The sequence below is a fragment of the Ornithinimicrobium tianjinense genome, from assembly GCF_014636495.1.
Classification (GTDB): Bacteria; Actinomycetota; Actinomycetes; order Actinomycetales; family Dermatophilaceae; genus Ornithinicoccus; species Ornithinicoccus tianjinensis.
On the sequence record NZ_BMEM01000001.1, the window covers coordinates 851,000 to 872,565 of the forward strand.

The following is a 21,566-nucleotide window of genomic DNA, read 5'->3' on the forward strand; positions in this document are numbered from 1 at the left end:
GGATGAGGGCGTGTCGGAGACCCTGAGCGCCGTGCCCTGCAGCGACGCCGCCCGCGAGCGGCAGGACCCGATGCTGGGGACCGCCCCGCCGCAGGCCCGGTTCCTCCTCGTCGAGGTCGAGGGCGGGTGGCGCTTCGGCGGGTTTGCCGACCTCGTCCTCCAGCAGGACGTCAAGGACGAGGTGGTCGCGCGGGCGGAGGCGGTCGGGGCCCGGGTGATGCTGATCCGTCGCCCCGGGCGGCAGACCTCCTCGGTCTGCTACCTGCGGGCGTGGTGCGCCGTCGACCTGACCGCGACCCCCGGGAGCAGGGTCACCTGGGGCACCTGGGCCTACCCCTCCGAGCTGCTCAGCGGCATCGAGCGCCTCGAGGAGCTCGCGAGCGGTGCCGGGACCGCCGACCCCCTGGCCGAGGCGGCCAGCCGTGACGCGGCGGACCTGGAGGAGCCCGCTCGGACAAGTGACGACGTGCTGATCCTCGTGTGCACCCACGGCAAGAAGGACCCGTGCTGCGCCGTGCGCGGGCGCCCCGTGGCGCAGGCGCTCGCGCGACGCTGGCCGGAGCAGACGTGGGAGTGTTCGCACACGGGAGGTGACCGCTTCGCCGCCAACGTGCTGCTCCTCCCGGACGGGGCGACCTACGGCGGTCTCGACCCCGACACCGCGCTCGAGGCCGTGGAGGGGCACCTCCAGGGGGCACCGGCCACGGCGCACCTGCGCGGGCTGGCCGGCCAGCCGCGCCCGGTCCAGGCCGCGATGGTGGCGGCCCACGACGAGCTCGGCCCCCTGGCCTGGGGAGACCTCACCCCGGTCGTGATCTCGCCGCGCGAGCCGGAGGGCTCCGACGTCGCGGCGTGGACGGTCACCCTGGCGGTCGCGGACGGGCGTCGGGCCGAGGTCGACGTCACCGAGCACCGGCGCCCGGCCGCCCAGCTGACCTGCCGCACCGCCGACGCGAAAGTCTCGCAGGTGCCGGTCGCGGGTCCGGTCCGGCTCGTCTGACTACGATCGCCGGGTGACGACGCCTACGGAGAGGACCGGCCGCGGCGGCTGGGCGCCCCTGGGGCGGGACCTCGCGATCGACCTCGGCACCGCCACCACGCAGGTCCACGTCCGCGGTCGCGGCGTCGTCCTCGACGAGCCCACCCTCGTCTCGGTCAGCACCACCGACGGTCGCCTGGTCGCCGCCGGCGCGGCGGCGCACGCGATGCTCGGCCGCACCCCGGAGCGCGTGCTCTCGCTCCGTCCGCTCTCCGACGGCGTGATCACCGACCCGGACGTGACCGAGCAGATGCTGCGCCACTTCGTCGGACGCGTCCGTCCCTCGAGGCTCCTCCGCCCACGGGTCGTCGCCTGCGTGCCCAGCGGCGTGACCGCCGTCGAGCGTCGCGCCCTCGAGGACGCCGCCATCCGCTGCGGCGCACGGGCGGTCTACGTGCTCGAGGAGGCGATGGCCGCCGCGATCGGCGCCGGGCTGCCCGTCCACGGCGCGACGGCCTCGATGGTCGTCGACATCGGCGGGGGCACCACGGACGTCGCCGTGATCTCCCTCGGCGGCGTCGTCAACGCGCGCAGCGTGCGCGTCGGCGGCGACGAGGTGGACGAGGCGATCGTCCGCGGGGTCAAGGCCGAGCACGACCTGCTCCTCGGCGAGCTCTCCGCCGAGGACATCAAGCACCGGGTCGGTGCGGTCTGGCCGCTCGCCGAGACGCTCACCACGCGCGTCCGGGGCCGCGACCTGACCACGGGCCTGCCGCGCACGGTCGAGATCAGCAGCGACGAGGTGCGCAGGCATGTCGAGCCGGTGACCGCGCAGGTCGTCGAGGCGGTCCGTCTCGTCCTCGACATCTGCCCGCCCGAGCTGTCCGGCGACCTGCTCGACAACGGCATCGTCCTCACCGGCGGTGGCGCGCTGCTGCGCGGCTGGACCGAGCGCCTCCGGCACGAGCTCGGCATACCCGTCCGCCTGGCCGACGACCCGCAGCACGCGGTGATCCGCGGGGCCGGGGTCTGCGTCGACGACTTCGCCTCGCTCCGGCGGGTGCTGGCCGGCTCGTCCCTGCGCTGAGGTCTGGTATGCCGCGTCCCCGCCGAGCCCTCCACGTCACCGCCGCGGTCCTCCTCGCCCTGACCGCCGGCGCGACGGTCGCCGACCTCGCGCGGCCGGGCCTCGCCGACCCGCTGCGCGGCGCCGTGGCGCAGGTGACCACCCCGGTGCAGTCGGTGCTCTCCGGGTGGGACGACGCCCGCGTCGCCCGGCTGACGCAGGAGCGCAACGCCCTGGCCGCGGAGGTCACCCGCCTCGAGGAGCAGCTCCGCCGGCAGCGGCAGCTCGAGGACCTCGACCGCGCCACGAGCTGGGGCGACCACCGGCTCCTGCCGGCGCGGGTGGTGGCCTACGCGCCGGGCACCTCGCCCGTCGGCGGCAGGACCGTGACGCTCGACGTCGGCAGCGAGGACGGCGTCGCCGAGGACCAGACGGTCGTCTCCGTCGACGGGCTGGTCGGCCGGGTGGTCCGCGTGGCGGCGCGCAGCAGCGACGTGCTCCTTCTGGGTGACCCGGGCGTGGTCGTCGGCGTGCGCTTCGGTCCCGAGGGCGGTCTCGGCAGCGTCGGCGCGGTCCCGACGCCCGGCCTGCCACCGCGTGAGCACGGCGAGCTCACCCTGACCGTCGCGGGGGACACCCCGGTGGCCGTCGGCGACGACGTGACGACGCTAGGCAGCCCCGACGACCGTCCCTACGTCGCCCGCGTGCCGCTCGGCACCGTGACCTCCGTCGACCCTGACCGGGGGCAGTTGGGCCGCACCGCGGTCGTGCGCCCGCACGTCGACCCTGACGTCCTCGACCTCGTCGCGGTGGTCTTCGTGGACCGGGGCCGGCGGTGAGCGCCCTGCCGGGGGCGGCCGTGCGCGCGCTGCTGCTGGTCGCCGCGGTGCTGCTCCCGAGCGCGTGGCCCGCAGGACTTCCGCGCGCCGACCTCGTCGTGCTCGTCGTCGCTGCGGCCGCGCTCATGCGCGGTCCGACCACCGGGCTGCTCGTCGGCCTGGCCGGCGGCTGGCTGCTCGACCTCGTCCCGCCCGGCGCGGAGCCGCTCGGGGCGACCGCGCTCGCCTACGCCCTCGTCGGCGTCCTGCTCGGGCTGGCCCGTCGGTATGCCGCAGCCTCCCCCCTCCTGCCCTGGCTCGCGACCGGCGCGGCGTCCGCGCTGCTGCTGGGCGTCCGCGGGGTCGTGGCGGCCGCCGGCGTGGGGCGGGTCGCCCCGGCCGAGCTGCTGTGGTCGTGGGTGGCCACCCTGCTGGTCTCGGTCGTCGCGCTGCCGCTGCTGCTCCTCGTCGAGCGCCGGCTCGTCGAGCGGCGGTGGGCATGAGTCCCCGCGAGAGCGGTCGTGGGAGGGCCGCGGGACCCGGGTCCCCGTCCCGGCGCCGACCGGTCGTCAGCGTCGTGCGCCCCCAGGTCACCCCGCCCCGGGTCGGGCGCCGGCTGCCGACGCGGCCGCTCTGGGGACTGGTCGCCGCGGTCCTGGTGCTGGGCGCCCTGCTCGTCGGCCGCCTCACGGACCTCCAGCTCCTCAGCCATCAGGAGCTGGCGGTCGAGGCGGCCGAGGTGAGCACCCGCGAGGTCGTCACCCCCGCGGTCCGCGGCCGGATCCTCGCCGCGGACGGCACGCCGCTCGCCGCCAACGCCCCCTCGACCGTGGTCACGGTGGATCCCGAGACCCTCCTCGAGTCCGAGGACGAGGGGAGGGCTCTGGTCACCCAGGTCGCGCACGCGCTCGGCCTGCCGGTGGAGGAGCTCTGGGGCCGGACGCGGCTGTGCGGCACCCCGGAGGCCCCGCCGGCACCCGCCTGCTTCTCCGGCTCGCCCTTCCAACCGGTGCCGCTGGCCTACGGGGTGGACCCCGTCGCGGCGCTGGGGGTGCTCGAGCGGCCGGAGGACTTCCCCGGGGTCGGCGTCAGCACCCTCGCGGTGCGCGACCACCCCGCTCCGGTGGGGGTGAACGCCGCGCACGTGCTGGGCTACCTGGGCCGCCCCACCCAGGAGGAGGTGGAGGGCTCCGGCGGGTCCCTGCACCCCGAGGACCGGCTGGGCCGCGCGGGTCTGGAGCAGATCTACGACGAGGCGCTGCGCGGCGAGGCCGGACGGACCACCGTCACCGTCGACCCCCGCGGGCTCGTGACGGGCCGTCTGGGGTCCAGCGACCCGGTGCCCGGTGCGGACCTGCTCACGCACCTGGACGTCGAGGTCCAGGCCGCCGCCGAGGAGGCCGTCCGGGACGCTGTGCGCAGGGCCCGGGCGGACGACGCACCGGCCGACTCGGCCGCGGCCGTGGTGCTCCGACCGGACGACGGCGCGGTCGTGGCCGCCGCCAGCTGGCCCACCTACGACCCGGGCGTCTGGACGCGCGGCCTGTCCCAGGACGAGTACTCCCGCCTGCTGGACCCGGAGCGCGGCCAGCCCCTGCTCAACCGGGTCGTGTCCAGCACCTTCCCCCCGGCCTCCACGTTCAAGGTGGTCTCGCTCCCGGCGGCGCTGCAGACCGGGATCGACCCGGACGCGAGGTACCCCTGCCCGGGGTCTGTCTCCATCGCGGGGCAGCGGTTCGCCAACCACGAGTCGGAGGCCTACGGGCGCATCGACCTGCGACGGATCGTGGAGGTCTCCTGCGACACGGCCTTCTACCGGTGGGCCTACGACGAGTGGCGCTCGCTGGGCGGGCTGGCGCAGACGTCGGACGCGGGGGACCGGTATGTCGCTCTCGCCCGGGGTTTCGGCCTCGGGCAGCCCACCGGCGTCGACCTCACCGCGGAGGCCGCCGGCCTCGTCCCCTCGCGCGAGTGGAAGCGCGAGTCGTGGGAGTCGACCCGCGAGCAGTCCTGCGCGCGCGCCGAGGACGGCTACCCCGAGGTCGAGGACCGGAAGCGGCGGCGCTACCTGGAGCAGCTGGCGCGGGAGAACTGCGCGGACGGCTGGCAGTGGCGCCCCGGCGACGCCGCGAACTTCTCGATCGGCCAGGGTGACCTGCAGGTGACCCCGCTCCAGCTGGCCTCGGTGTATGCCGCGGTCGCCAACGGAGGTGCGCTCTGGCGCCCGCAGGTCGGGGCCGGTCTGCAGCGGCAGGACGGCACGGTGGTGGAGCGCTTCGAGCCGGAGCGGACCGGCACGGTCGTGCTCGACGACGAGGCCTGGGACGTCGTCCGTGAGGGCCTGGCGCGCGTCAACACCGTCGGCACCGCGTCCGGCGCGTTCCAGGGGTGGCCGCACACGGCATACCCGCTGGCGGGCAAGACCGGCTCGGCCGAGTCGTTCGGGCGGACCTCGACCGGCTGGTACGCCTCCTACGGGCCGGTCACGGACCCGGAGTACGTGGTCGTGGTCGTGGTCGAGCAGGGCGGGCTCGGCGGTGACGTCGCGGCCCCGGCGGCGCGCGCGATCTGGGAGGTGCTCCGCAGCAAGGGTTAGGGCCACCGCCCGACCCCGAACCCACCGGGCTTCCCGACCGCTCCCTGACGTAGCGTCACCGGTCGGTAGGGTAGGGCAGCGTGAGCGAGACCAGCCCCACCGGCCCCCGCCCGGACGACCCCATCAGCCCCGAGCTGCGCGCCGACGTGCGCCGGGTCTCGACGATGCTCGGGCAGTCCCTGGTACGGCACCACGGCCAGGACCTCCTCGATGCCGTCGAGCAGGTCCGGCTGACCACCAAGGCCAGCAAGGAGGGGGACGCGGGTGCTGCGGACGCCGTCCGCGGCGTGCTCGCGAGCCTGCCCCTGGACCGGGCGACCGAGCTGGTCCGGGCGTTCGCGGCCTACTTCCACCTCGCCAACGCCGCCGAGCAGGTGCACCGCGTCCGCACCCTCACCGCGCGGGAGGAGGCGGACGGCTGGTTGACCGCAGCCGTGCGCGACATCGTCGCGACGGGCGGCCCGGAGCTGCTGGCGTCCACCGTCGCCGAGCTCGACGTGCGTCCCGTCTTCACCGCCCACCCGACCGAGGCGTCCCGGCGCAGCGTGCTGACCAAGATCAGGCACCTGTCGGACGTGCTCGCCGCCCCGACCGAGCCGGACTCCCAGGCCCGGCGGCGCCAGGACCGCGAGCTCGCCGAGCTCGTCGACCTCATCTGGCAGACCGACGAGCTGCGGCACACGCGACCCACCCCGCTGGACGAGGCGCGCAACGCCATGTACTACCTCGACGAGGTGCTGACCCGCACGGTCCCCGAGCTGTTCGGCGACCTGGCCGACCTGCTCGCCGAGCACGGCGTGGCCACCGACGTCATGCGGCCGCCGGTGCGGTTCGGCTCCTGGATCGGTGGTGACCGGGACGGCAACCCGTTCGTGACCCCCGAGGTCACCCGTGAGGTGCTGCTCCTGCAGGGCCGGCACGCGATCGGTGTCGCGCTGTCCCTGGTCGACGTGCTGATCTCGCAGGTCTCGTCCTCCACCCTGGTGGTCGGGGTGGCGCCGGAGCTCGAGGAGTCGCTGCGCCGTGACCTGGCCAACCTGCCCCGGCTGGACCGGCGCGTCCTCGAGCTCAACGCGCAGGAGCCCTACCGGCTGAAGCTGACCTGCGTGCGCGCCAAGCTGCTCAACACCCTCGACCGCATGACCTCGGGCACCGCCCACGAGCCCGGCCGGGACTACGCGGACGTGCGCGAGGTCCTCGGCGACCTCGAGCTCGTCGCCGGCTCGTTGCGGGCGCACGGTGGTCAGCTCGTGGCCGACGGTCGTGTCGCGCGGGCGGCCCAGACCATCGCCGGCACGGGGCTGCACCTCGCCACCCTCGACGTGCGCGAGCACTCCGAGAAGCACCACGAGGCTCTCGCGCCGCTGCTGGACGCCCTCGACCCCGACGGCCCTGGGTATGCCGTGCTCGACCGCCCCGCGCGCACCCGGCTGCTGGGTGAGGAGCTCGCCTCGCGGCGACCGCTGCTGACGAGGGCCGCGCCCCGGGTGCAGACGCTGGCCGTCTTCGACGAGATCCGGGAGGCGCTGGACACCTACGGACCGGACGCCGTCGAGACCTACATCATCTCGATGACCCAGGGCCCCGACGACGTGCTCGCGGCGGCCGTGCTCGCCCGGGAGGCGGGGCTGGTCGACCTGCACGGCACCGACGGGGGTGAGGGCGCGTTCGCGCGGGTCGGCTTCGCGCCGCTGCTGGAGACGATCGACGAGCTGCGGGGCGCGGCGGCGCTCGTGGACACGCTGCTGTCGACGCCGGCCTACCGCGAGCTCGTGCGGCTGCGCGGGGACCTGCAGGAGGTGATGCTGGGCTACTCCGACTCCAACAAGCAGGCCGGCGTGCTCACCAGCCAGTGGGGGATCCACCAGGCGCAGCGGGCCCTTCGGGACGTCGCGGCACGCCACGGGGTGCGCCTGCGGCTCTTCCACGGCCGCGGCGGCTCGGTCGGTCGCGGCGGCGGCCCGACCTACGACGCGATCCTGGCGCAGCCCAACGGGGTGCTCGAGGGCGAGATCAAGTACACCGAGCAGGGCGAGGTCATCTCGGACAAGTACTCCCTCCCGGCCCTGGCCAAGGAGAACCTCGAGCTCGCCGTGGCCGCCGTGATGCGGGCCACGGCGCTCCACCGCGACCCGCGGACGACGGCCGACGAGCGCGAGCGCTTCGGCGCGGTGATGGACGTCGCGTCCGAGGCGGCGTACACGGCATACCGGAGCCTCATCGACGACCCGGACCTGCCCGCGTACTTCGTCGCCGCGACGCCGGTCGACCAGCTCGGTGCGCTCAACATCGGGTCGCGGCCCAGCAAGCGACCCGACACCGGCAAGGGTCTGGACGGCCTGCGCGCGATCCCGTGGGTGTTCGGCTGGACGCAGACACGGCAGATAGTGCCGGGGTGGTTCGGTGTCGGGTCCGGCCTGCGCGCCGCGCGGGAGGCCGGGCACGAGGACACGCTGCGCGAGATGCTCGACCGCTGGCACTTCTTCCAGGCCGTGGTCTCCAACGTGGAGATGACGGTGGCCAAGACCGACCTGGGGATCGCGGCGCACTACGTCAGCACGCTGGTGCCGGAGGAGCTGCGGCACGTCTTCGACGTCGTCGTGGCGGAGTACGACCTGACGGTCGCGGAGCTCAAGCGGCTGACGGGGGAGGAGGACCTCCTCGACGACCAGCCGATGCTCAAGCGCACGTTCGCGGTGCGGGACAACTACCTCGACCCGATCTCCTACCTGCAGGTGGAGCTGCTCCGGCGGCTGCGGCAGGAGCCCGGGTCGGCCGACGAGCCCGAGCTGCAGCGCGCCCTGCTCGCCACCGTCAACGGCGTCGCCGCCGGGCTCCGCAACACCGGCTGAGCCGGGCTGTCCCTCAGCATGGAGCGTGACACGTCATACAGAGTTATTCGGTGGGTGAGCGCCTTGTTCAGCGCTCCTTGACCGAATAACTCTGTGTGTCGTGTCAACGACCCGAGCGGCTCGCGGCCGCCGGGATGTGCGGCCCGTCGCCCTGTGGACGACGGGGCGTGCGGCACGGTCGGGTCGGTGAGGATGCAGCCATGACCACGCCCCACGTCCAGAGCTGTGTGTCGACCCTTCTTGCCGCCCAGCACCATGTCGTCACCTCGGATCAGCTGCACGGCGCGGGGCTGACGTACGAGAACGTCGTCCGGCTGGTCGACGAGGGATGTCTGCTGCGGCTGCGCCGCAGTGTCTATGTGGACAGGGACTGGTGGGCCTCCAGCGCGCCGTGGGACCGGCACGCCGTCCGGGCGCGTGGCTACGCGATGGCGCTCGGTGCGACGGCGGCTGCGGCGGCGGAGGAGACTGCCGATGCTGTCGACGCCCGCCGGGCCCCGGGTCGGCTGGCGCTGAGCCATCACAGCGCGCTCGCGCTGCAGGGCGCCGGGCTCTACGGGGTCGACGATCTCGTCCACCTGTGCCGCATCGACGGCGGCAGGGGTCATCGCAGCTCCGGGCTGATGATGCACGCTCCGGTCAGGCCCGAGCACACCGTCGTCGTGGACGGGCTGCGCGTCGTCATGCCGGCCCTGGCCTGCCTGCAGGTGGCGGTCCTCGCGGGTGCGGAAGCGGGGCTGGTCGCGGCCGACTCCCTCCTGCGTGACGGCGTCGTGACCCGCGAGGCCCTGACCGACGCGCGGCCGCACCTGAAGGCCCGGGCGGCCGGGCCGGTGGTGGACCTGGTCCTGGCCCTCGCGGACGGGCGCCGCGAGTCGGCGGGGGAGTCGAGGACGGCCTGGCTCGCCCACCAGCTCGGTCTGCCGCCGCTCGTGCCCCAGGTGGTGATCAGCGAGGACGACGGCTCCTTCGTCGCCCGCGTCGACTTCGTGGTCGAGGGCACGAGGGTGGTGGTCGAGTTCGACGGGATGATGAAGTACACCGACCCAGGCACGCTGGCCGCCGAGAAGCTGCGGGAGGACCGGCTGCGCGAGCTGGGCTACGAGGTGGTGCGGATCACCTGGGCCGACCTGGCCCGCCCGGAGACGGTCCGCCGCCGGATCCAGGCGGCGCTCGACCGCGCCGCTGCACGCGCGGCGTGACCCGCTCGACCCGCGGGACCACGCGATGCCGAGGTGACGCGGCCGACCTGAGACGATCGAGGGCATGCCCGAGGGACACACGCTGCACCGGCTGGCCGGCGCGCTCGACACCGCGTTCGGCGGCACGACCCCTGACGTGAGCAGCCCGCAGGGGCGCTTCGCGGAGGGCGCCGCGCTGCTGGACGGCACCGTCCTCGAGCAGGCCTGGGCGCACGGCAAGCTGCTGTTCGTCGACTTCGCGGACGGACGCACCCTCTATGTCCACCTCGGCCTCATCGGCAAGTGGTTCGTGCTGCCGGTCCCGCCCGAGCACGTCGAGCTCGGACCGCCGGTCTTGGGGGAGGTGCGGCTGCGGATCGCGGACGAGCGGCACGTCGCCGACCTGCGCGGCCCGATGGCCTGCCAGGTCGTGGACCAGGAGGAGGTGCTGCGGCTGGTGGGGCGTCAGGGTCCGGACCCGCTGCAGCCGGTGGACGAGCGCAACGACCCGGACACGGCATACCGCACGATCGCGCGGTCGGGCAGGACGGTCGCCGAGCTGCTCATGGACCAGACCGTGCTGGCCGGCGTCGGCAACATCTACCGCTGCGAGGTGCTGTGGCGACACCGCCTGCACCCGCTGAAGCCGGGCCGCTCGCTCAAGCGCTCCTCGTGGCAGCTGATCTGGGACGACCTCGTCCACCTCATGCCGTGGGGCGTGCGGACCGGCTCGATCATCACCCTCGACGACGTCCTCGCCGACACCGCGGCGGCGTGGGAGCGCGGGGAGCGGCCGCAGGTGCCGCGCGAGTTCGCGGTCTACCAGCGCGACGGTATGCCGTGCCTGCGCTGCGGGGCGACCGTGCGCCACAAGGTCGTGGCCGGACGCAACCTGTTCTGGTGCGGCGGCTGCCAGCGCCGGACGTGACCTGGACGCCCGTCAGCGCGTGATGAGGTCGACGGTCCACCGGTAGCGGCTGGGGGTCCCGTCCTCGCCCCGGCTCTCGGGGTCGCCGAGGATGAAGCTCAGCAGCTCGCGCGGCGCCGGGAAGGTCTCCGGCAGGGCCGCGTTGTACTCCGCGTGCGCCTGGAGCGAGCGCACCGCCGCCTCGAAGTGCTCGGTGACGTCCACCTCGTGGGTGGGGGTCGTGCCCGCCCAGCCGAGGTAGCGCACGCCGCCCCAGGGCGCGTGTCCCTGCTCCACCAGCTCGGGGAAGATCCAGCGGTTGCCGGCGGCGGCCACGGCGTCGAGCACCTCCAGACCGACGACGCGGTGGTCGGCCTGGTTGACCATGCCGCCGGCGAAGCGCGCGTCGTAGGTGGTGGTGATGACGACGTCCGGCCGCCGGATCCGGATGGCCCGGGCGAGCGCCCGGCGCAGCTCGAGGCTGTGCTCCAGCACCCCGTCGTGGAAGCCCTCGAGGAAGTCCACCACCTCGACGCCGACCTCGCGCGCCCCGGCGCGCTCCTCCTGCTCGCGCACGGTCGCCGCCCGCGCCGGCTCCATGGTGTCGATGCCGGCCTCGCCGCGGGTCACGAGGAGGTAGGTGACCTCCTTCCCGGCCGCGGTCCAGGAGGCGACGGCCGCCGCGGTGCCGTACTCGATGTCGTCGGGGTGGGCCACGATGCACAGGGCGCTCTGCCAGTCGGTGGGGAAGGCCTCGAGAGTGGACATGAGAGCATCCTGGCAGGGTCGGGGGCCGGCCGCCGCTCGGGATTAGGGCAGGTGGGGAGGCGCTGATATTCTGGACGACGCCGTCTGAACGGCCGCGGATCCAGAGTGCCCCGGTGGACATGCCCGGGATGCGCCGCGCAACGAGAGAGAAGGAGTCGCCCTATGGCGATGGACACTGCCGCCAAGCAGGAGATCATCAAGGAGTACGCCACGGCCGAGGGCGACACCGGTTCGCCGGAGGTCCAGGTCGCGCTGCTCACCGCCCGCATCAAGGAGCTCACCGAGCACGCCCGCGAGCACAAGCACGACCACCACAGCCGCCGCGGCCTGCTTCTCCTCGTCGGCAAGCGCAAGCGCCTGCTCCGCTACCTCGAGCAGACCGACATCGAGCGCTACCGGTCGCTGATCAAGCGCCTCGGCCTGCGTCGCTGAGACTCGCAGGGGAGCGGTTCCCGACCAGATCGGGGGCCGCTCCTTTGCGTATGGCGGGCCCGCACCAGTCGGGTGCGCCAGGGAGACTGCCGGGACGGCATACTCCCCAAGGAAGGACCAGCCGGGCACAACGACGATGCCCCGCGCTGAGAGCAACAGAAAAGGAGGGCCCATGGAGGGTCCAGAGATCACGTTCGCCGAAGCCACGATCGACAACGGCAGCTTCGGCACCCGCACCGTCCGGTTCGAGACCGGGCGTCTGGCCAAGCAGGCCGGCGGTTCCGTCACCGCCTACCTCGACGACGACACCATGCTCCTGTCGACCACGACCGCGAGCAAGCACCCCAAGGACCACTTCGACTTCTTCCCGCTGACGGTGGACGTCGAGGAGCGCATGTACGCCGCCGGCAAGATCCCCGGCAGCTTCTTCCGGCGTGAGGGCCGCCCGTCGACCGACGCCATCCTCACCTGCCGCCTGATCGACCGCCCGCTGCGCCCGACCTTCGCCAAGGGCCTGCGCAACGAGGTCCAGGTCGTCATCACTGTGCTGTCGCTCAACCCCGACCACCAGTACGACGTGCTGGCGATCAACGCCGCGTCCGCCTCCACCCAGATCTCCGGCCTGCCCTTCAGCGGCCCGATCGGTGGCGTGCGCGTGTCCCTCATCGACGGCCAGTGGGTCGCCTTCCCCAACTTCTCCGACATCGAGCGCTCGACCTTCGACATGGTCGTGGCCGGTCGGGTCGTCGGGGACGACGTCGCGATCATGATGGTCGAGGCCGAGTCCACCGAGTCCACCTGGAACCTCGTCAAGGACGAGGGCAAGCAGGCGCCGACCGAGGAGGTCGTGGCCCAGGGCCTCGAGGCCTCGAAGGTGTTCATCAAGGCGCTGTGCGAGGCCCAGGCCGAGCTCGCCTCGAAGACCGCCAAGGAGGTCCAGGAGTTCCCGCGCTTCCTCGACTACGAGGACGACGCCTACGCCGCGGTCGAGGAGGCCACCTCCGCCGACCTGGCCCAGGCGCTGCAGATCGCGGGCAAGCAGGAGCGCGAGGGCCGGATCGACGAGATCAAGGTCGCCATGAAGGCCAAGCTCCTCGGTCTGCACTGGGACGCCGCCGGCGACAGCGACACGACCAGCGACGCCCCGTTCGCCGGGCGCGACAAGGAGCTGGACGCGGCCTACCGCTCCGTGCAGAAGAAGCTCATCCGTGAGCGCATCCTGCGCGACCAGGTCCGCATCGACGGCCGTGGCCTCAAGGACATCCGCGCCCTCTCCGCCGAGGTCGAGGTCATCCCGCGCGCGCACGGCTCGGCGATCTTCGAGCGTGGCGAGACCCAGATCATGGGTGTCACCACCCTCAACATGCTGCGCATGGAGCAGCAGCTGGACACCCTCTCCCCGGTGACCCGCAAGCGCTACATGCACAACTACAACTTCCCGCCCTACAGCACCGGTGAGACCGGCCGCGTCGGCTCCCCGAAGCGCCGCGAGATCGGCCACGGCGCGCTCGCCGAGCGTGCCCTGATGCCGGTGCTGCCGACCCGCGAGGAGTTCCCCTACGCGATCCGGCAGGTGTCCGAGGCTCTCGGCTCCAACGGCTCGACCTCGATGGGCTCGGTCTGCGCGTCCACGATGTCGCTGCTCAACGCTGGTGTGCCGCTGCGCGCGCCCGTCGCGGGCATCGCGATGGGCCTCGTGTCCGCGGAGGTGGACGGTCAGACGCAGTATGCCGCGCTGACCGACATCCTGGGTGCCGAGGACGCCTTCGGTGACATGGACTTCAAGGTCGCCGGCACGCGGGAGTTCGTCACCGCGATCCAGCTGGACACCAAGCTCGACGGCATCCCCGCCGACGTGCTGGCCGGCGCGCTGACCCAGGCCCGCGAGGCCCGGATGCACATCCTCGACGTGATGAACGAGGCCATCGACGCTCCGGACGAGATGAGCCCCTTCGCCCCCCGCGTCATCACGGTGAAGGTCCCGGTCGACAAGATCGGCGAGGTCATCGGCCCGAAGGGCAAGATGATCAACCAGATCCAGGAGGACACCGGCGCAGACATCTCGATCGAGGACGACGGCACCGTCTACATCGGCGCCACCGACGGCCCCTCGGCCGAGGCGGCCCGCGCCGCGGTCAACGCGATCGCCAACCCCCAGATGCCGGAGATCGGCGAGCGCTTCCTCGGCACCGTGGTGAAGACGACGACCTTCGGGGCGTTCATCTCGCTGCTGCCGGGCAAGGACGGCCTGCTGCACATCTCCGAGATCCGCAAGCTCGTGGGCGGCAAGCGCATCGACGCGGTCGAGGACGTGCTCGCAGTGGGCCAGAAGGTCCAGGTCGAGCTCAAGGAGATCGACCCGCGCGGCAAGCTGTCGCTGGGTGCCGTCGTCGAGGGCGGCTCGGCGGGTGACGCCGGCGCTGCCGGTGCCGCCGCCGACGCTCCTGCCGACGCGCCCGCCGCCGCTGCCGGTGCCGAGGCGCCGCAGCTGCCGGGCGTGGACGCGACCGCCCCGGTCGCCGACGCAGCGCCGGAGGCTCCTGCCGACGAGGACGCTGACGCGGGTGCCGAGGACGGCGAGGCTGCCGGTGAGGGCTCCGAGCGTCCCCGCCGCCAGCGTCGCCGCCGTGGCGGCCGCGGTCGTGGCACCAACGCCGGCGCGGGCGACGAGTCCGGCGCCGACGCGGGTGACGACGCCTGACGGCTGAGTCTGCGACACACTGCGAGGGCGGTCCCAGGCGATGGGGCCGCCCTCGCGGCGTGCGTGGTGCGTCTCCACGGGGTCGTCGAGGCGTCAGAGCCAAGGCCCCGCCCCAGGTGGCGCAAGCGGAAGGGCGCGATCCGGAGTGTCCGGATCGCGCCCTTCGGCGTCTGCGGGTCGTGCTCTGTGCTGATCAGCCCTGCGTGACGTGGGGGCTGTCCCCGACGTGCCAGCGCATCTCCATGATCGGGCGCCCCCAGACGTCGTGCCCGGGGACCCAGGCGATCTCGACGCGGCGACGCGTCGTCTCGGGCTCGTGGACACGGGTGTCCATGCATCCACCTCCTGTTCGCTCGATCGTTCATCTTCTGTTCATCTAGCCTAGTCGATGACCTGGCAAAAGTGAACAGAAAGTGAACAGCGGGTCGGTGTGGCCCTCCGCTCAGCGGTGCGGGCCGCGCCCGGGCACGAGCCGCACAACCTCGCTGACGAGCTGCTCCAGCGGACCGCGGCGGCCTGCGGCCACGACGGCTGCGCCGACCCCCAGGGCGACGAGGGTGTGCACCAGCAGAGCCGCCTCACCGCGCGCGCCGAGCGGCGAGGAGAGCACGAGCGCGTGCAGGCTGTAGAGCGTCAACGTCATCGCCCCCGCACCTCCGAGGAGCCGCCACGGCAGCGCGGGGAGCAGCCGCACCGCCGTGAGCGCCAGGCCCAGGACGAGCACGGCCGTCCCGGTGGTGTGGGCAAGGTCGACGATGCTGCCGCTGTGCGGTGCCCAGACCCCCAGCCACCACGAGGTCTCGGTGGGGTGCGTCCCGAACAGCCCGTGCCGGAGCTGGGTGTCCAGCTCGGCCCAGTCCGCGACCGGCTGCCGCGGGTCGGCGACCAGGGCGGCGCGCGCCGTGGGCCGCGAGCGCACCAGACCGGAGACCGCGAGCGCCAGCGCGGCGAGCCAGGCGCCCACGAGCGCCAGCCGCGGCCCGACCGGGGCGCGCCGCAGGTCGAGCCGACCGAGCGCCATACCCGCGAACAGGTAGGTCGCCCAGGTGAGCACGGGGTAGTAGCCGGTGAGCAGGAGCTCCTGGGCGAGGCGCAGCGGCTCGGCGAGGTGGACGAAGGTGGGGACGATCGTGGGGCCGGCGTCCACCCGGTCGCGCAGCACCAGGCTGACGACGGGGGAGAGCAGCCCCCAGGCGACCGCGAGGACGGCCAGGGACCGGGCACGCCAGTGCAGCACCGGCAGTGCGCAGCAGAAGAGGACGCCGTAGAAGGTGAGGATGATCGCCAGGCCCGAGGGGAAGGCGCCCAGCCACAGCCCCAGGAAGGCGATGCAGCCGGCCCTCGTCAGCAGCCGTGCTCGCGCACCCCACGGGTCGGTGCCGGCGTCGCGGCTCGACAGGGCGATCCCGACCCCGGCGAGCAGTGCGAAGAGTGCCGAGGAGCGGCCGGCGACGAGCTGGAAGAGCGGGTCGACCCCGCCGGGCGCCCCCGGGTCGTCAGGACTGACGAGGTGGGCGGCGAAAATCCCCAGCAGGGCGACCGCCCGGGCCAGGTCGACGCCCACCAGGCGTGCCGACGCGGTGCGGGCCCTGCCCGCGCGAGCCGCGCCGACCAGCTCCACGGGTCAGGTCCAGAGGCGCAGCAGCGCGGCCGTCAGGGCCGCCAGGGCGACGACCACGATGAAGGGTGCCCGCAGGAGCAGCAGCACGACGGCCACGCCGATCCCGGCCGCTCGCGGGTCCAGCGTCGGCAGGCCGTCGGTGTCGAGGAAGCCCTGCGTGACGACGAGGGCCGACAGCAGGGCGACCGTCAGGAGCGGCACGACCCGCTCCACCCACGGCACCTCGAGCAGGTGCTCGGGGACGAGGTGGCCGGCGAACTTGGTGGCCAGGCTGAGCAGGCTGGCGGCGATCACCGCGATCCACAGCGTCATGCCGTCGCCTCCGTGGGCTCCGTCGGCTCCGTGGCGGCAGCGTCGGGCCGCCCGCGGTCCCGCAGTCCCACGACCAGGGCCGCGGTCGCCCCGACCAGCACCTCGACGCCGGTGGGGGTGAACGGTGCCGACACGAGCGTGAGGATCATCGCCAGCGCGGCCGTGGCTATCGGGCCGGTCCGTCCGTGCGCGCCACGGCCGAACAGCCGCGGCCACACCAGGGCGACGAAGGCCGCCGCCGCCGCGGCGTCGAGCCCGTAGGCGCGCGGGTCACCCATGGCCTCACCGGCCAGGGCGCCGACGAGGGTGGTGCTGTTCCAGACGACGAACAGCATGACGCCGGTGACGTAGAACCCGATCCGCGAGCGCTGCGGCGTCTCCTGCGCGAGGGCGACGGCGGTGGTCTCGTCGATCGTCAGGTGCGCCGCCACCGGGCGCAGCCACCCCTTCGGCTCGAGCAGCCGCGACAGCTGCAGCCCGTAGAAGCCGTTGCGCAGGCCGAGCAGCGTCGAGGTCGCGACCGCGGCGAGCGGGTTGCCGCCCGTGCCGATCACTCCGTAGAACGCGAACTGCGAGCCCCCGCTGAAGAGCAGCAGCGAGGTGAGCATGGTCTGGGCCACCGACAGGCCCGCGGCCACGCCGAGCGCGCCGGCGCTCACGCCGTAGAGGCCGACCAGGCCCACCGCGAGGCCCTCTCGGGCGGCGGGGGTCTTCCACCACTGCCGCGGGTATGCCGTTGCCCCCGTCACAGGGCGACCACCAGGCGGACCTCCCGTGCGGTGCGGCCGTCCTCGTCGACGACGCGGTCTCGCCAGGCGCCGTCGGGCTCGAAGCCGGCCTGCTGCAGGAAGGCGCGGGTGTCCTCGGCGGCGGCCAGGACCCACGTGGCCACGGCGACCGGCTCGGTGCCGGTGCTCCCGTCCGCGCGGAGCGTGTCGACCGCGGCGTTGAGCAGCCGGGAGCCGTGGCCGGCCCGCCGTCCTTCGGGGTGGACGCCGCCGTCGTAGATCATCCCCGTGCGACCGGGCTCCAGCCCGGGCTCGTCGCCGGCCGGGCCGATCGAGACGTAGCCGACGACCTGCGGGCCCGCGGTCGCGACGAGCAACCGGTGGCGCGGCGTGGGCGGGGTCTCGAGGCTGCGCCGCCAGGCGTTGCCGAAGGCGGGACCCGTGAACTGGTCGAGGACCTCCTGGCCCAGCACACCGGCATACGCGTCCTGCCAGACGAACGCCTGCACGAGGCCCACGGCGGGGGCGTCGGACGGGCGACCGGTCCGCACTGCGGCGTCGGCCAGCGGGCCCGTGGTCGGGGTGTGCGGGTGGTCGTGCGGGTGGTCGTGCGTCACCGCCCTAGTCTCCCACCTGTCCTTTGTGACACCTCAGCGGTCAGACGACGGCGAAAGTGTCATAGAGCCACCGGTCTCTGGCAGACTGGCCCTCATGTACGGCAACGACTTCGGGCCCCGCGACGACGCGCCCCTGAACGCCGCGGAGACCCAGGACTACACGCAGGCCCTGGAGGACTACTTCAACGGCCTCATCGACGAGGACTCGCGCATCGAGCCCAGGGACGCCATGCCCGACGGCTATCGCCAGACCCTGATCCGCCAGATCGCCCAGCACGCGCACTCCGAGATCATCGGCATGCAGCCCGAGGGCAACTGGCTCACCCGCGCCCCCAGCCTGCGCCGCAAGGCGATCCTGCTGGCCAAGGTCCAGGACGAGGCCGGCCACGGGCTCTACCTCTACTCCGCGGCCGAGACGCTCGGCGTGGACCGCGAGGAGCTGCTCGACAAGCTGCACGCCGGCAAGCAGAAGTACTCCTCGATCTTCAACTACCCGACGCTGACCTGGGCCGACGCGGGTGCGATCGGCTGGCTGGTCGACGGCGCGGCGATCATGAACCAGGTGCCGCTGTGCCGCTGCTCCTACGGGCCCTACGCCCGCGCCATGATCCGGGTGTGCAAGGAGGAGTCGTTCCACCAGCGTCAGGGCTTCGAGATCCTGTGGACGCTGTCGCAGGGCACGGACGCCCAGAAGGCCATGCTCCAGGACGCCGCCAACCGCTGGTGGTGGCCGGCGCTGATGATGTTCGGTCCGCCGGACTCGGGGGAGAAGGCCGCCGACGGCCACACCGCCCAGAACATGGCGTGGGGCATCAAGCGGTTCACCAACGACGACCTGCGCCAGAAGTTCGTCGACATGACCGTGCCGCAGGCGATCAAGCTCGGCATCACGCTGCCCGACCCGGACCTGCGCTGGAACGAGGAGCGCGGGCACTGGGACTTCGGCGAGATCGACTGGGACGAGTTCTGGCGGGTGCTCAAGGGCGACGGCCCCTGCAACGCCGAGCGCATCGCGACCCGCGTCGCGGCGCACGAGGAGGGCGCGTGGGTGCGCGAGGCGGCGGTGGCGTATGCCGCGAAGGTGGCAGAGCGCGAGCAGGGAGCGGTGGCATGAGCAACGACAACTGGCCCCTCTACGAGGTCTTCGTCCGCGCCAAGCGCGGGCTGAACCACGTCCACGCCGGGTCCCTCCACGCGCCCGACGCCCAGATGGCGCTGCGCAACGCGCGCGACCTCTACACCCGCCGGCAGGAGGGCGTCTCGATCTGGGTCGTGGCCTCCGACGACATCACGGCCTCCAGCCCGGACGAGAAGGACAGCTTCTTCGACCCGGCCGCCGACAAGGTCTACCGCCACCCGACGTTCTACGACGTCCCCGAGGACGTGGAGTACCTGTGAGCACCAAGGGCTCTGAGTTCGCCGGCGTCCGGATCGCCGGCCCCCGGCCCGGGGGCGACCTGGGGGACGGCGCCTCCCAGGCGACGGCATACCTCCTCAGCCTGGGCGACGACGCCCTGGTCTATGCGCAGCGCCTGGCCGAGTGGCTCACCCATGCGCCGCAGATCGAGGAGGACATGGCCCTCGGCAACATCGGGCTGGACCTGCTCGGGCAGGCCCGCTCGTTGCTGACCCGCGCGGGCGAGGTCGAGGGAGCCGGCCGCGACGAGGACGCGCTGGCCATGCTGCGCGACGAGCGGGAGTTCCGCAACGTCCACCTGGTGGAGCAGGAGCGTGGCGACTTCGCCCACGAGATGGCCCGCATGCTGTGGTTCTCCAGCTACCAGGTCGAGCTCTACTCCCGCCTGGTCGGGTCCGCGGACGAGACCCTCGCCGGCATCGCGCAGAAGGCGGTCAAGGAGGTCGAGTACCACCGTGACCACGCGACGCAGTGGGTCCTCCGCCTCGGCGACGGCACCGAGGTCAGCCACGAGCGGATGCAGGCCGGGCTGGTCGCCGTCCACCCCTACGTCCGCGAGCTGGGCGAGGACTATCCCGCGGCGCGGTGGGCGGCGGCGGAGGGCGTCGGCGTGCTGCCCTCGACCCTGGCCGGTCCGGTCAACGACTACGTCTCCGGGGTGCTGGACCGCGCCACGCTGGCGATGCCCGACGCGCCGCGCTGGCACGCGCGGGGCGGTCGTGACGGCATCCACTCCCGGCCGATGGGCTACCTCCTGGCCGAGATGCAGCACATCGCGCGCAGCCACCCCGGCGCCACCTGGTGAGCCGGGCAGGGGCCCTGGGTATGGCGTCGCGCACCTCCCCGGCGGAGCTCACCTCGCTCCTGGAGCAGGTCGAGCGGGAGCTCCGCGCCGTCCCGGACCCCGAGATCCCGGTGATCTCCCTCGACGACCTCGGCGTGGTGCGAGCGGTCGAGCGGGTCGGTGACGGGCTCCGGGTGACGATGACGCCGACCTACTCCGGGTGCCCCGCCATGCGGGCGATGGAGGAGGCGGTGGTCGCCGTCGGCGTCCGGCACGGTGTGCCGGTCGAGGTCGTCACCCAGCTCTCACCCGCGTGGACCACCGACTGGATGAGCACCCAGGGCCGGGAGTCCCTGCGCCGCTTCGGGATCGCCCCGCCCACGGGCCAACGAGCGCACGACGCCGGTGCCGTCCACCTGACGCTCCAGAAGCGACGGGTGACCTGCCCGCTGTGCGGGTCGCTCGAGACCGAGGAGATCGCCCGCTTCGGGTCCACCGCGTGCAAGGCCCTGCGCCGCTGCCTGGCCTGCCGCGAACCCTTCGACGAGTTCAAGACCATCTAGGAGTCCTGTGTCCCTGATCCAGCAGCCGACCCGGCACCGGGCGCACTTCCACGAGCTCACCGTGAGCAGCGTCGACCGTCTCACCGACGACGCGGTCGCCGTCACCTTCGCCGTCCCCGAGGAGCTGCGCGAGACCTTCGCGTTCGAGCCCGGCCAGCACCTGACCGTGCGCGCGACCATCGACGGCCAGGACGTGCGTCGCTCCTACTCCTGCTGCATCTCCCGCGCGGAGTCGCGGCGTCGTGGGCAGGTGCGGGTCGCGTCAGCGCGCGTGCCGTCGGGCGTCATGTCGACCTGGATGAACACCCAGGTCCGTCCCGGCGACGTGCTGCGGGTCATGGAGCCGCTCGGTTCGTTCGTCTGCCCGGTGGACCCGACCGCCACCAAGCACCACGTCGGCATCGCGGCGGGCTCGGGGATCACGCCCGTCCTGTCCATCCTCTCGACCGTGCTGGAGGAGGAGCCCGGGTCGCGGGTCACGCTCGTCTACGGCAACCGGCGCACCGACTCGATCATGTTCCTCGAGGAGCTGATGGACCTCAAGAACCGCTTCCCGGGGCGGTTCACCCTGCTCAACGTGCTCTCCCGTGAGGCCCAGGAGATCGAGCTGCTCAACGGCCGCATCGACCGGGAGAAGGTCGAGGAGCTGCTGGCGACCTTCGTCCCGGAGGACGAGGTGGACGAGTGGTACCTCTGCGGACCCTTCGGGATGGTCGAGACGGTGCAGAGCGTCCTGTCCGAGCGTGGCGTGGACGCCCAGCACGTCCACCACGAGATCTTCCACGTCGACGACGCGGGCGCCCCGGTCGCGGCGGCGCCGACGGAGGTCGACCTCAGTGCTCCGCCGGAGGCGGTGGCCACCGTGACGCTCGACGGTCGCACGACCCGCGTGCCGATGCCGTCCAAGGCCGAGACCATCCTCAACGCGACGCTGCGGGAGAGGCCCGACGCGCCATACTCCTGCACCGGCGGGGTCTGCGGCACCTGCCGCGCCAAGGTGGTCTCGGGCGAGGTGCGGATGGACCGCAACTACGCCCTCGAGGAGGACGAGGTCGCACGCGGCTACCGGCTGATGTGCCAGTCCCACCCCGTCACCGACGAGGTCGAGATCGACTACGACGCCTGAGCGACCGGACAGGCGTTCCTGCCGCACCGACCGGACAGGCGTTCCTGCCGCACCAACCGGACAGGCGTTCCTGCCGCACCGACCGGACAGGCGTTCCT

General features: G+C 73.3%; 21 protein-coding genes. 15 read left to right on the top strand and 6 right to left on the bottom strand.

Annotation, left to right across the window (positions count from 1 at the left end; translation table 11 throughout):
* Positions 1-10: 10 nt before the first annotated feature.
* From IEV65_RS04020 to IEV65_RS04055, 8 genes are all read left to right on the top strand, one after another.
* Positions 11-1,000: a ferredoxin family protein gene (locus IEV65_RS04020; protein ID WP_188428285.1), complete on the top strand. Its 990-nt coding sequence runs from the start codon at positions 11-13 to the stop codon at positions 998-1,000.
* Positions 1,001-1,013: 13 nt separating this feature from the next.
* Entirely contained in the window at positions 1,014-2,066 is a 1,053-nt protein-coding gene (locus IEV65_RS04025; protein WP_188428286.1) for a rod shape-determining protein, read from the top strand.
* An 8-nt stretch (positions 2,067-2,074) separates the two neighbouring features.
* The gene (gene mreC, locus IEV65_RS04030; RefSeq protein WP_188428287.1) at positions 2,075-2,884 is read left to right on the top strand and encodes a rod shape-determining protein MreC; all 810 of its coding nucleotides are present in this window, start codon (positions 2,075-2,077) and stop codon (positions 2,882-2,884) included.
* A complete protein-coding gene (mreD, locus tag IEV65_RS04035) occupies positions 2,881-3,366 on the top strand; it encodes a rod shape-determining protein MreD (protein ID WP_188428288.1) in 486 nt (161 codons plus the stop codon). The genes mreC and mreD overlap by 4 nt, the downstream gene beginning before the upstream one ends.
* A gap of 74 nt (positions 3,367-3,440) precedes the next feature.
* Positions 3,441-5,459, top strand: coding sequence for a penicillin-binding protein 2 (gene mrdA / locus IEV65_RS04040; protein WP_229734871.1), 2,019 nt, complete (start codon positions 3,441-3,443; stop codon positions 5,457-5,459).
* A gap of 80 nt (positions 5,460-5,539) precedes the next feature.
* Positions 5,540-8,311 carry a phosphoenolpyruvate carboxylase gene (ppc, locus tag IEV65_RS04045; RefSeq protein ID WP_229734872.1) on the top strand — a complete coding sequence of 924 codons (2,772 nt, stop codon included), beginning with the start codon at positions 5,540-5,542 and terminating at the stop codon, positions 8,309-8,311.
* 200 nt (positions 8,312-8,511) lie between these two features.
* Positions 8,512-9,513, top strand: coding sequence for a type IV toxin-antitoxin system AbiEi family antitoxin domain-containing protein (locus tag IEV65_RS04050; RefSeq protein WP_188428290.1), 1,002 nt, complete (start codon positions 8,512-8,514; stop codon positions 9,511-9,513).
* Between the two features lie 64 nt (positions 9,514-9,577).
* Positions 9,578-10,420: an Fpg/Nei family DNA glycosylase gene (locus tag IEV65_RS04055; RefSeq protein ID WP_188428291.1), complete on the top strand. Its 843-nt coding sequence runs from the start codon at positions 9,578-9,580 to the stop codon at positions 10,418-10,420.
* Between the two features lie 12 nt (positions 10,421-10,432).
* Here IEV65_RS04055 and IEV65_RS04060 read toward each other — a convergent pair whose 3' ends face one another.
* Positions 10,433-11,167, bottom strand: coding sequence for a PIG-L deacetylase family protein (locus IEV65_RS04060; RefSeq protein WP_188428292.1), 735 nt, complete (start codon positions 11,165-11,167; stop codon positions 10,433-10,435).
* A gap of 162 nt (positions 11,168-11,329) precedes the next feature.
* On the opposite strand from IEV65_RS04060, the gene rpsO reads away from it, so the two are divergent.
* Both rpsO and IEV65_RS04070 read left to right on the top strand, forming a co-directional pair.
* Positions 11,330-11,599, top strand: a complete 270-nt coding sequence (gene rpsO / locus IEV65_RS04065) for a 30S ribosomal protein S15 (RefSeq protein WP_141817840.1) — start codon at positions 11,330-11,332, stop codon at positions 11,597-11,599.
* A 172-nt stretch (positions 11,600-11,771) separates the two neighbouring features.
* Positions 11,772-14,300, top strand: a complete 2,529-nt coding sequence (locus IEV65_RS04070; RefSeq protein ID WP_188428293.1) for a polyribonucleotide nucleotidyltransferase — start codon at positions 11,772-11,774, stop codon at positions 14,298-14,300.
* A 193-nt stretch (positions 14,301-14,493) separates the two neighbouring features.
* On the opposite strand, the gene IEV65_RS04075 is transcribed toward IEV65_RS04070, so the two are convergent.
* The 5 genes from IEV65_RS04075 to IEV65_RS04095 all read right to left on the bottom strand — a co-directional run bounded on the left by IEV65_RS04075 (position 14,494) and on the right by IEV65_RS04095 (position 17,578).
* Complete coding sequence (locus tag IEV65_RS04075) at positions 14,494-14,634, bottom strand: hypothetical protein (RefSeq protein ID WP_188428294.1); 141 nt, start codon at positions 14,632-14,634, stop codon at positions 14,494-14,496.
* A gap of 108 nt (positions 14,635-14,742) precedes the next feature.
* Positions 14,743-15,921: a heparan-alpha-glucosaminide N-acetyltransferase domain-containing protein gene (locus IEV65_RS04080; RefSeq protein ID WP_188428295.1), complete on the bottom strand. Its 1,179-nt coding sequence runs from the start codon at positions 15,919-15,921 to the stop codon at positions 14,743-14,745.
* Between the two features lie 3 nt (positions 15,922-15,924).
* Positions 15,925-16,233, bottom strand: coding sequence for an AzlD domain-containing protein (locus IEV65_RS04085; protein ID WP_188428296.1), 309 nt, complete (start codon positions 16,231-16,233; stop codon positions 15,925-15,927).
* Positions 16,230-16,982 (bottom strand): AzlC family ABC transporter permease, encoded by a 753-nt coding sequence (locus IEV65_RS04090; protein WP_188428297.1) that lies wholly within the window; start codon positions 16,980-16,982, stop codon positions 16,230-16,232. The genes IEV65_RS04085 and IEV65_RS04090 overlap by 4 nt, the downstream gene beginning before the upstream one ends.
* Positions 16,979-17,578, bottom strand: coding sequence for a GNAT family N-acetyltransferase (locus IEV65_RS04095; protein ID WP_188428298.1), 600 nt, complete (start codon positions 17,576-17,578; stop codon positions 16,979-16,981). Before IEV65_RS04095 ends, IEV65_RS04090 begins: the two co-directional genes overlap by 4 nt.
* A 94-nt stretch (positions 17,579-17,672) precedes the next feature.
* Here IEV65_RS04095 and paaA point away from each other — a divergent pair, with 94 nt between their 5' ends.
* The 5 genes from paaA to paaE are packed head-to-tail and all read left to right on the top strand — an operon-like array spanning position 17,673 to position 21,468.
* Positions 17,673-18,692, top strand: a complete 1,020-nt coding sequence (paaA, locus tag IEV65_RS04100) for a 1,2-phenylacetyl-CoA epoxidase subunit PaaA (protein ID WP_188428299.1) — start codon at positions 17,673-17,675, stop codon at positions 18,690-18,692.
* Positions 18,689-18,976: a 1,2-phenylacetyl-CoA epoxidase subunit PaaB gene (gene paaB / locus IEV65_RS04105; RefSeq protein ID WP_188428300.1), complete on the top strand. Its 288-nt coding sequence runs from the start codon at positions 18,689-18,691 to the stop codon at positions 18,974-18,976. The genes paaA and paaB overlap by 4 nt, the downstream gene beginning before the upstream one ends.
* On the top strand, positions 18,973-19,800 hold the full coding sequence (paaC, locus tag IEV65_RS04110) for a 1,2-phenylacetyl-CoA epoxidase subunit PaaC (RefSeq protein ID WP_308642553.1): 828 nt from the start codon (positions 18,973-18,975) through the stop codon (positions 19,798-19,800). Before paaB ends, paaC begins: the two co-directional genes overlap by 4 nt.
* A 20-nt stretch (positions 19,801-19,820) precedes the next feature.
* Positions 19,821-20,342, top strand: coding sequence for a 1,2-phenylacetyl-CoA epoxidase subunit PaaD (gene paaD / locus IEV65_RS04115; RefSeq protein ID WP_188428301.1), 522 nt, complete (start codon positions 19,821-19,823; stop codon positions 20,340-20,342).
* Between the two features lie 7 nt (positions 20,343-20,349).
* Positions 20,350-21,468, top strand: coding sequence for a 1,2-phenylacetyl-CoA epoxidase subunit PaaE (gene paaE, locus IEV65_RS04120; protein ID WP_188428302.1), 1,119 nt, complete (start codon positions 20,350-20,352; stop codon positions 21,466-21,468).
* The last annotated feature ends 98 nt before the right edge of the window (positions 21,469-21,566 follow it).

What these genes read in the sequence shown, in the direction of transcription:
- mreC (WP_188428287.1), top strand. Translation starts at nt 2,075, where the DNA reads ATGCCGCGTCCCCGCCGAGCCCTCCACGTCACCGCCGCGGTCCTCCTC.
- IEV65_RS04050 (WP_188428290.1), top strand. Translation starts at nt 8,512, where the DNA reads ATGACCACGCCCCACGTCCAGAGCTGTGTGTCGACCCTTCTTGCCGCC.
- IEV65_RS04055 (WP_188428291.1), top strand. Translation starts at nt 9,578, where the DNA reads ATGCCCGAGGGACACACGCTGCACCGGCTGGCCGGCGCGCTCGACACC.
- IEV65_RS04060 (WP_188428292.1), bottom strand. Translation starts at nt 11,167, where the DNA reads ATGTCCACTCTCGAGGCCTTCCCCACCGACTGGCAGAGCGCCCTGTGC.
- rpsO (WP_141817840.1), top strand. Translation starts at nt 11,330, where the DNA reads ATGGCGATGGACACTGCCGCCAAGCAGGAGATCATCAAGGAGTACGCC.
- IEV65_RS04070 (WP_188428293.1), top strand. Translation starts at nt 11,772, where the DNA reads ATGGAGGGTCCAGAGATCACGTTCGCCGAAGCCACGATCGACAACGGC.
- IEV65_RS04075 (WP_188428294.1), bottom strand. Translation starts at nt 14,634, where the DNA reads ATGGACACCCGTGTCCACGAGCCCGAGACGACGCGTCGCCGCGTCGAG.
- IEV65_RS04085 (WP_188428296.1), bottom strand. Translation starts at nt 16,233, where the DNA reads ATGACGCTGTGGATCGCGGTGATCGCCGCCAGCCTGCTCAGCCTGGCC.
- paaA (WP_188428299.1), top strand. Translation starts at nt 17,673, where the DNA reads ATGTACGGCAACGACTTCGGGCCCCGCGACGACGCGCCCCTGAACGCC.
- paaB (WP_188428300.1), top strand. Translation starts at nt 18,689, where the DNA reads ATGAGCAACGACAACTGGCCCCTCTACGAGGTCTTCGTCCGCGCCAAG.
- paaD (WP_188428301.1), top strand. Translation starts at nt 19,821, where the DNA reads ATGGCGTCGCGCACCTCCCCGGCGGAGCTCACCTCGCTCCTGGAGCAG.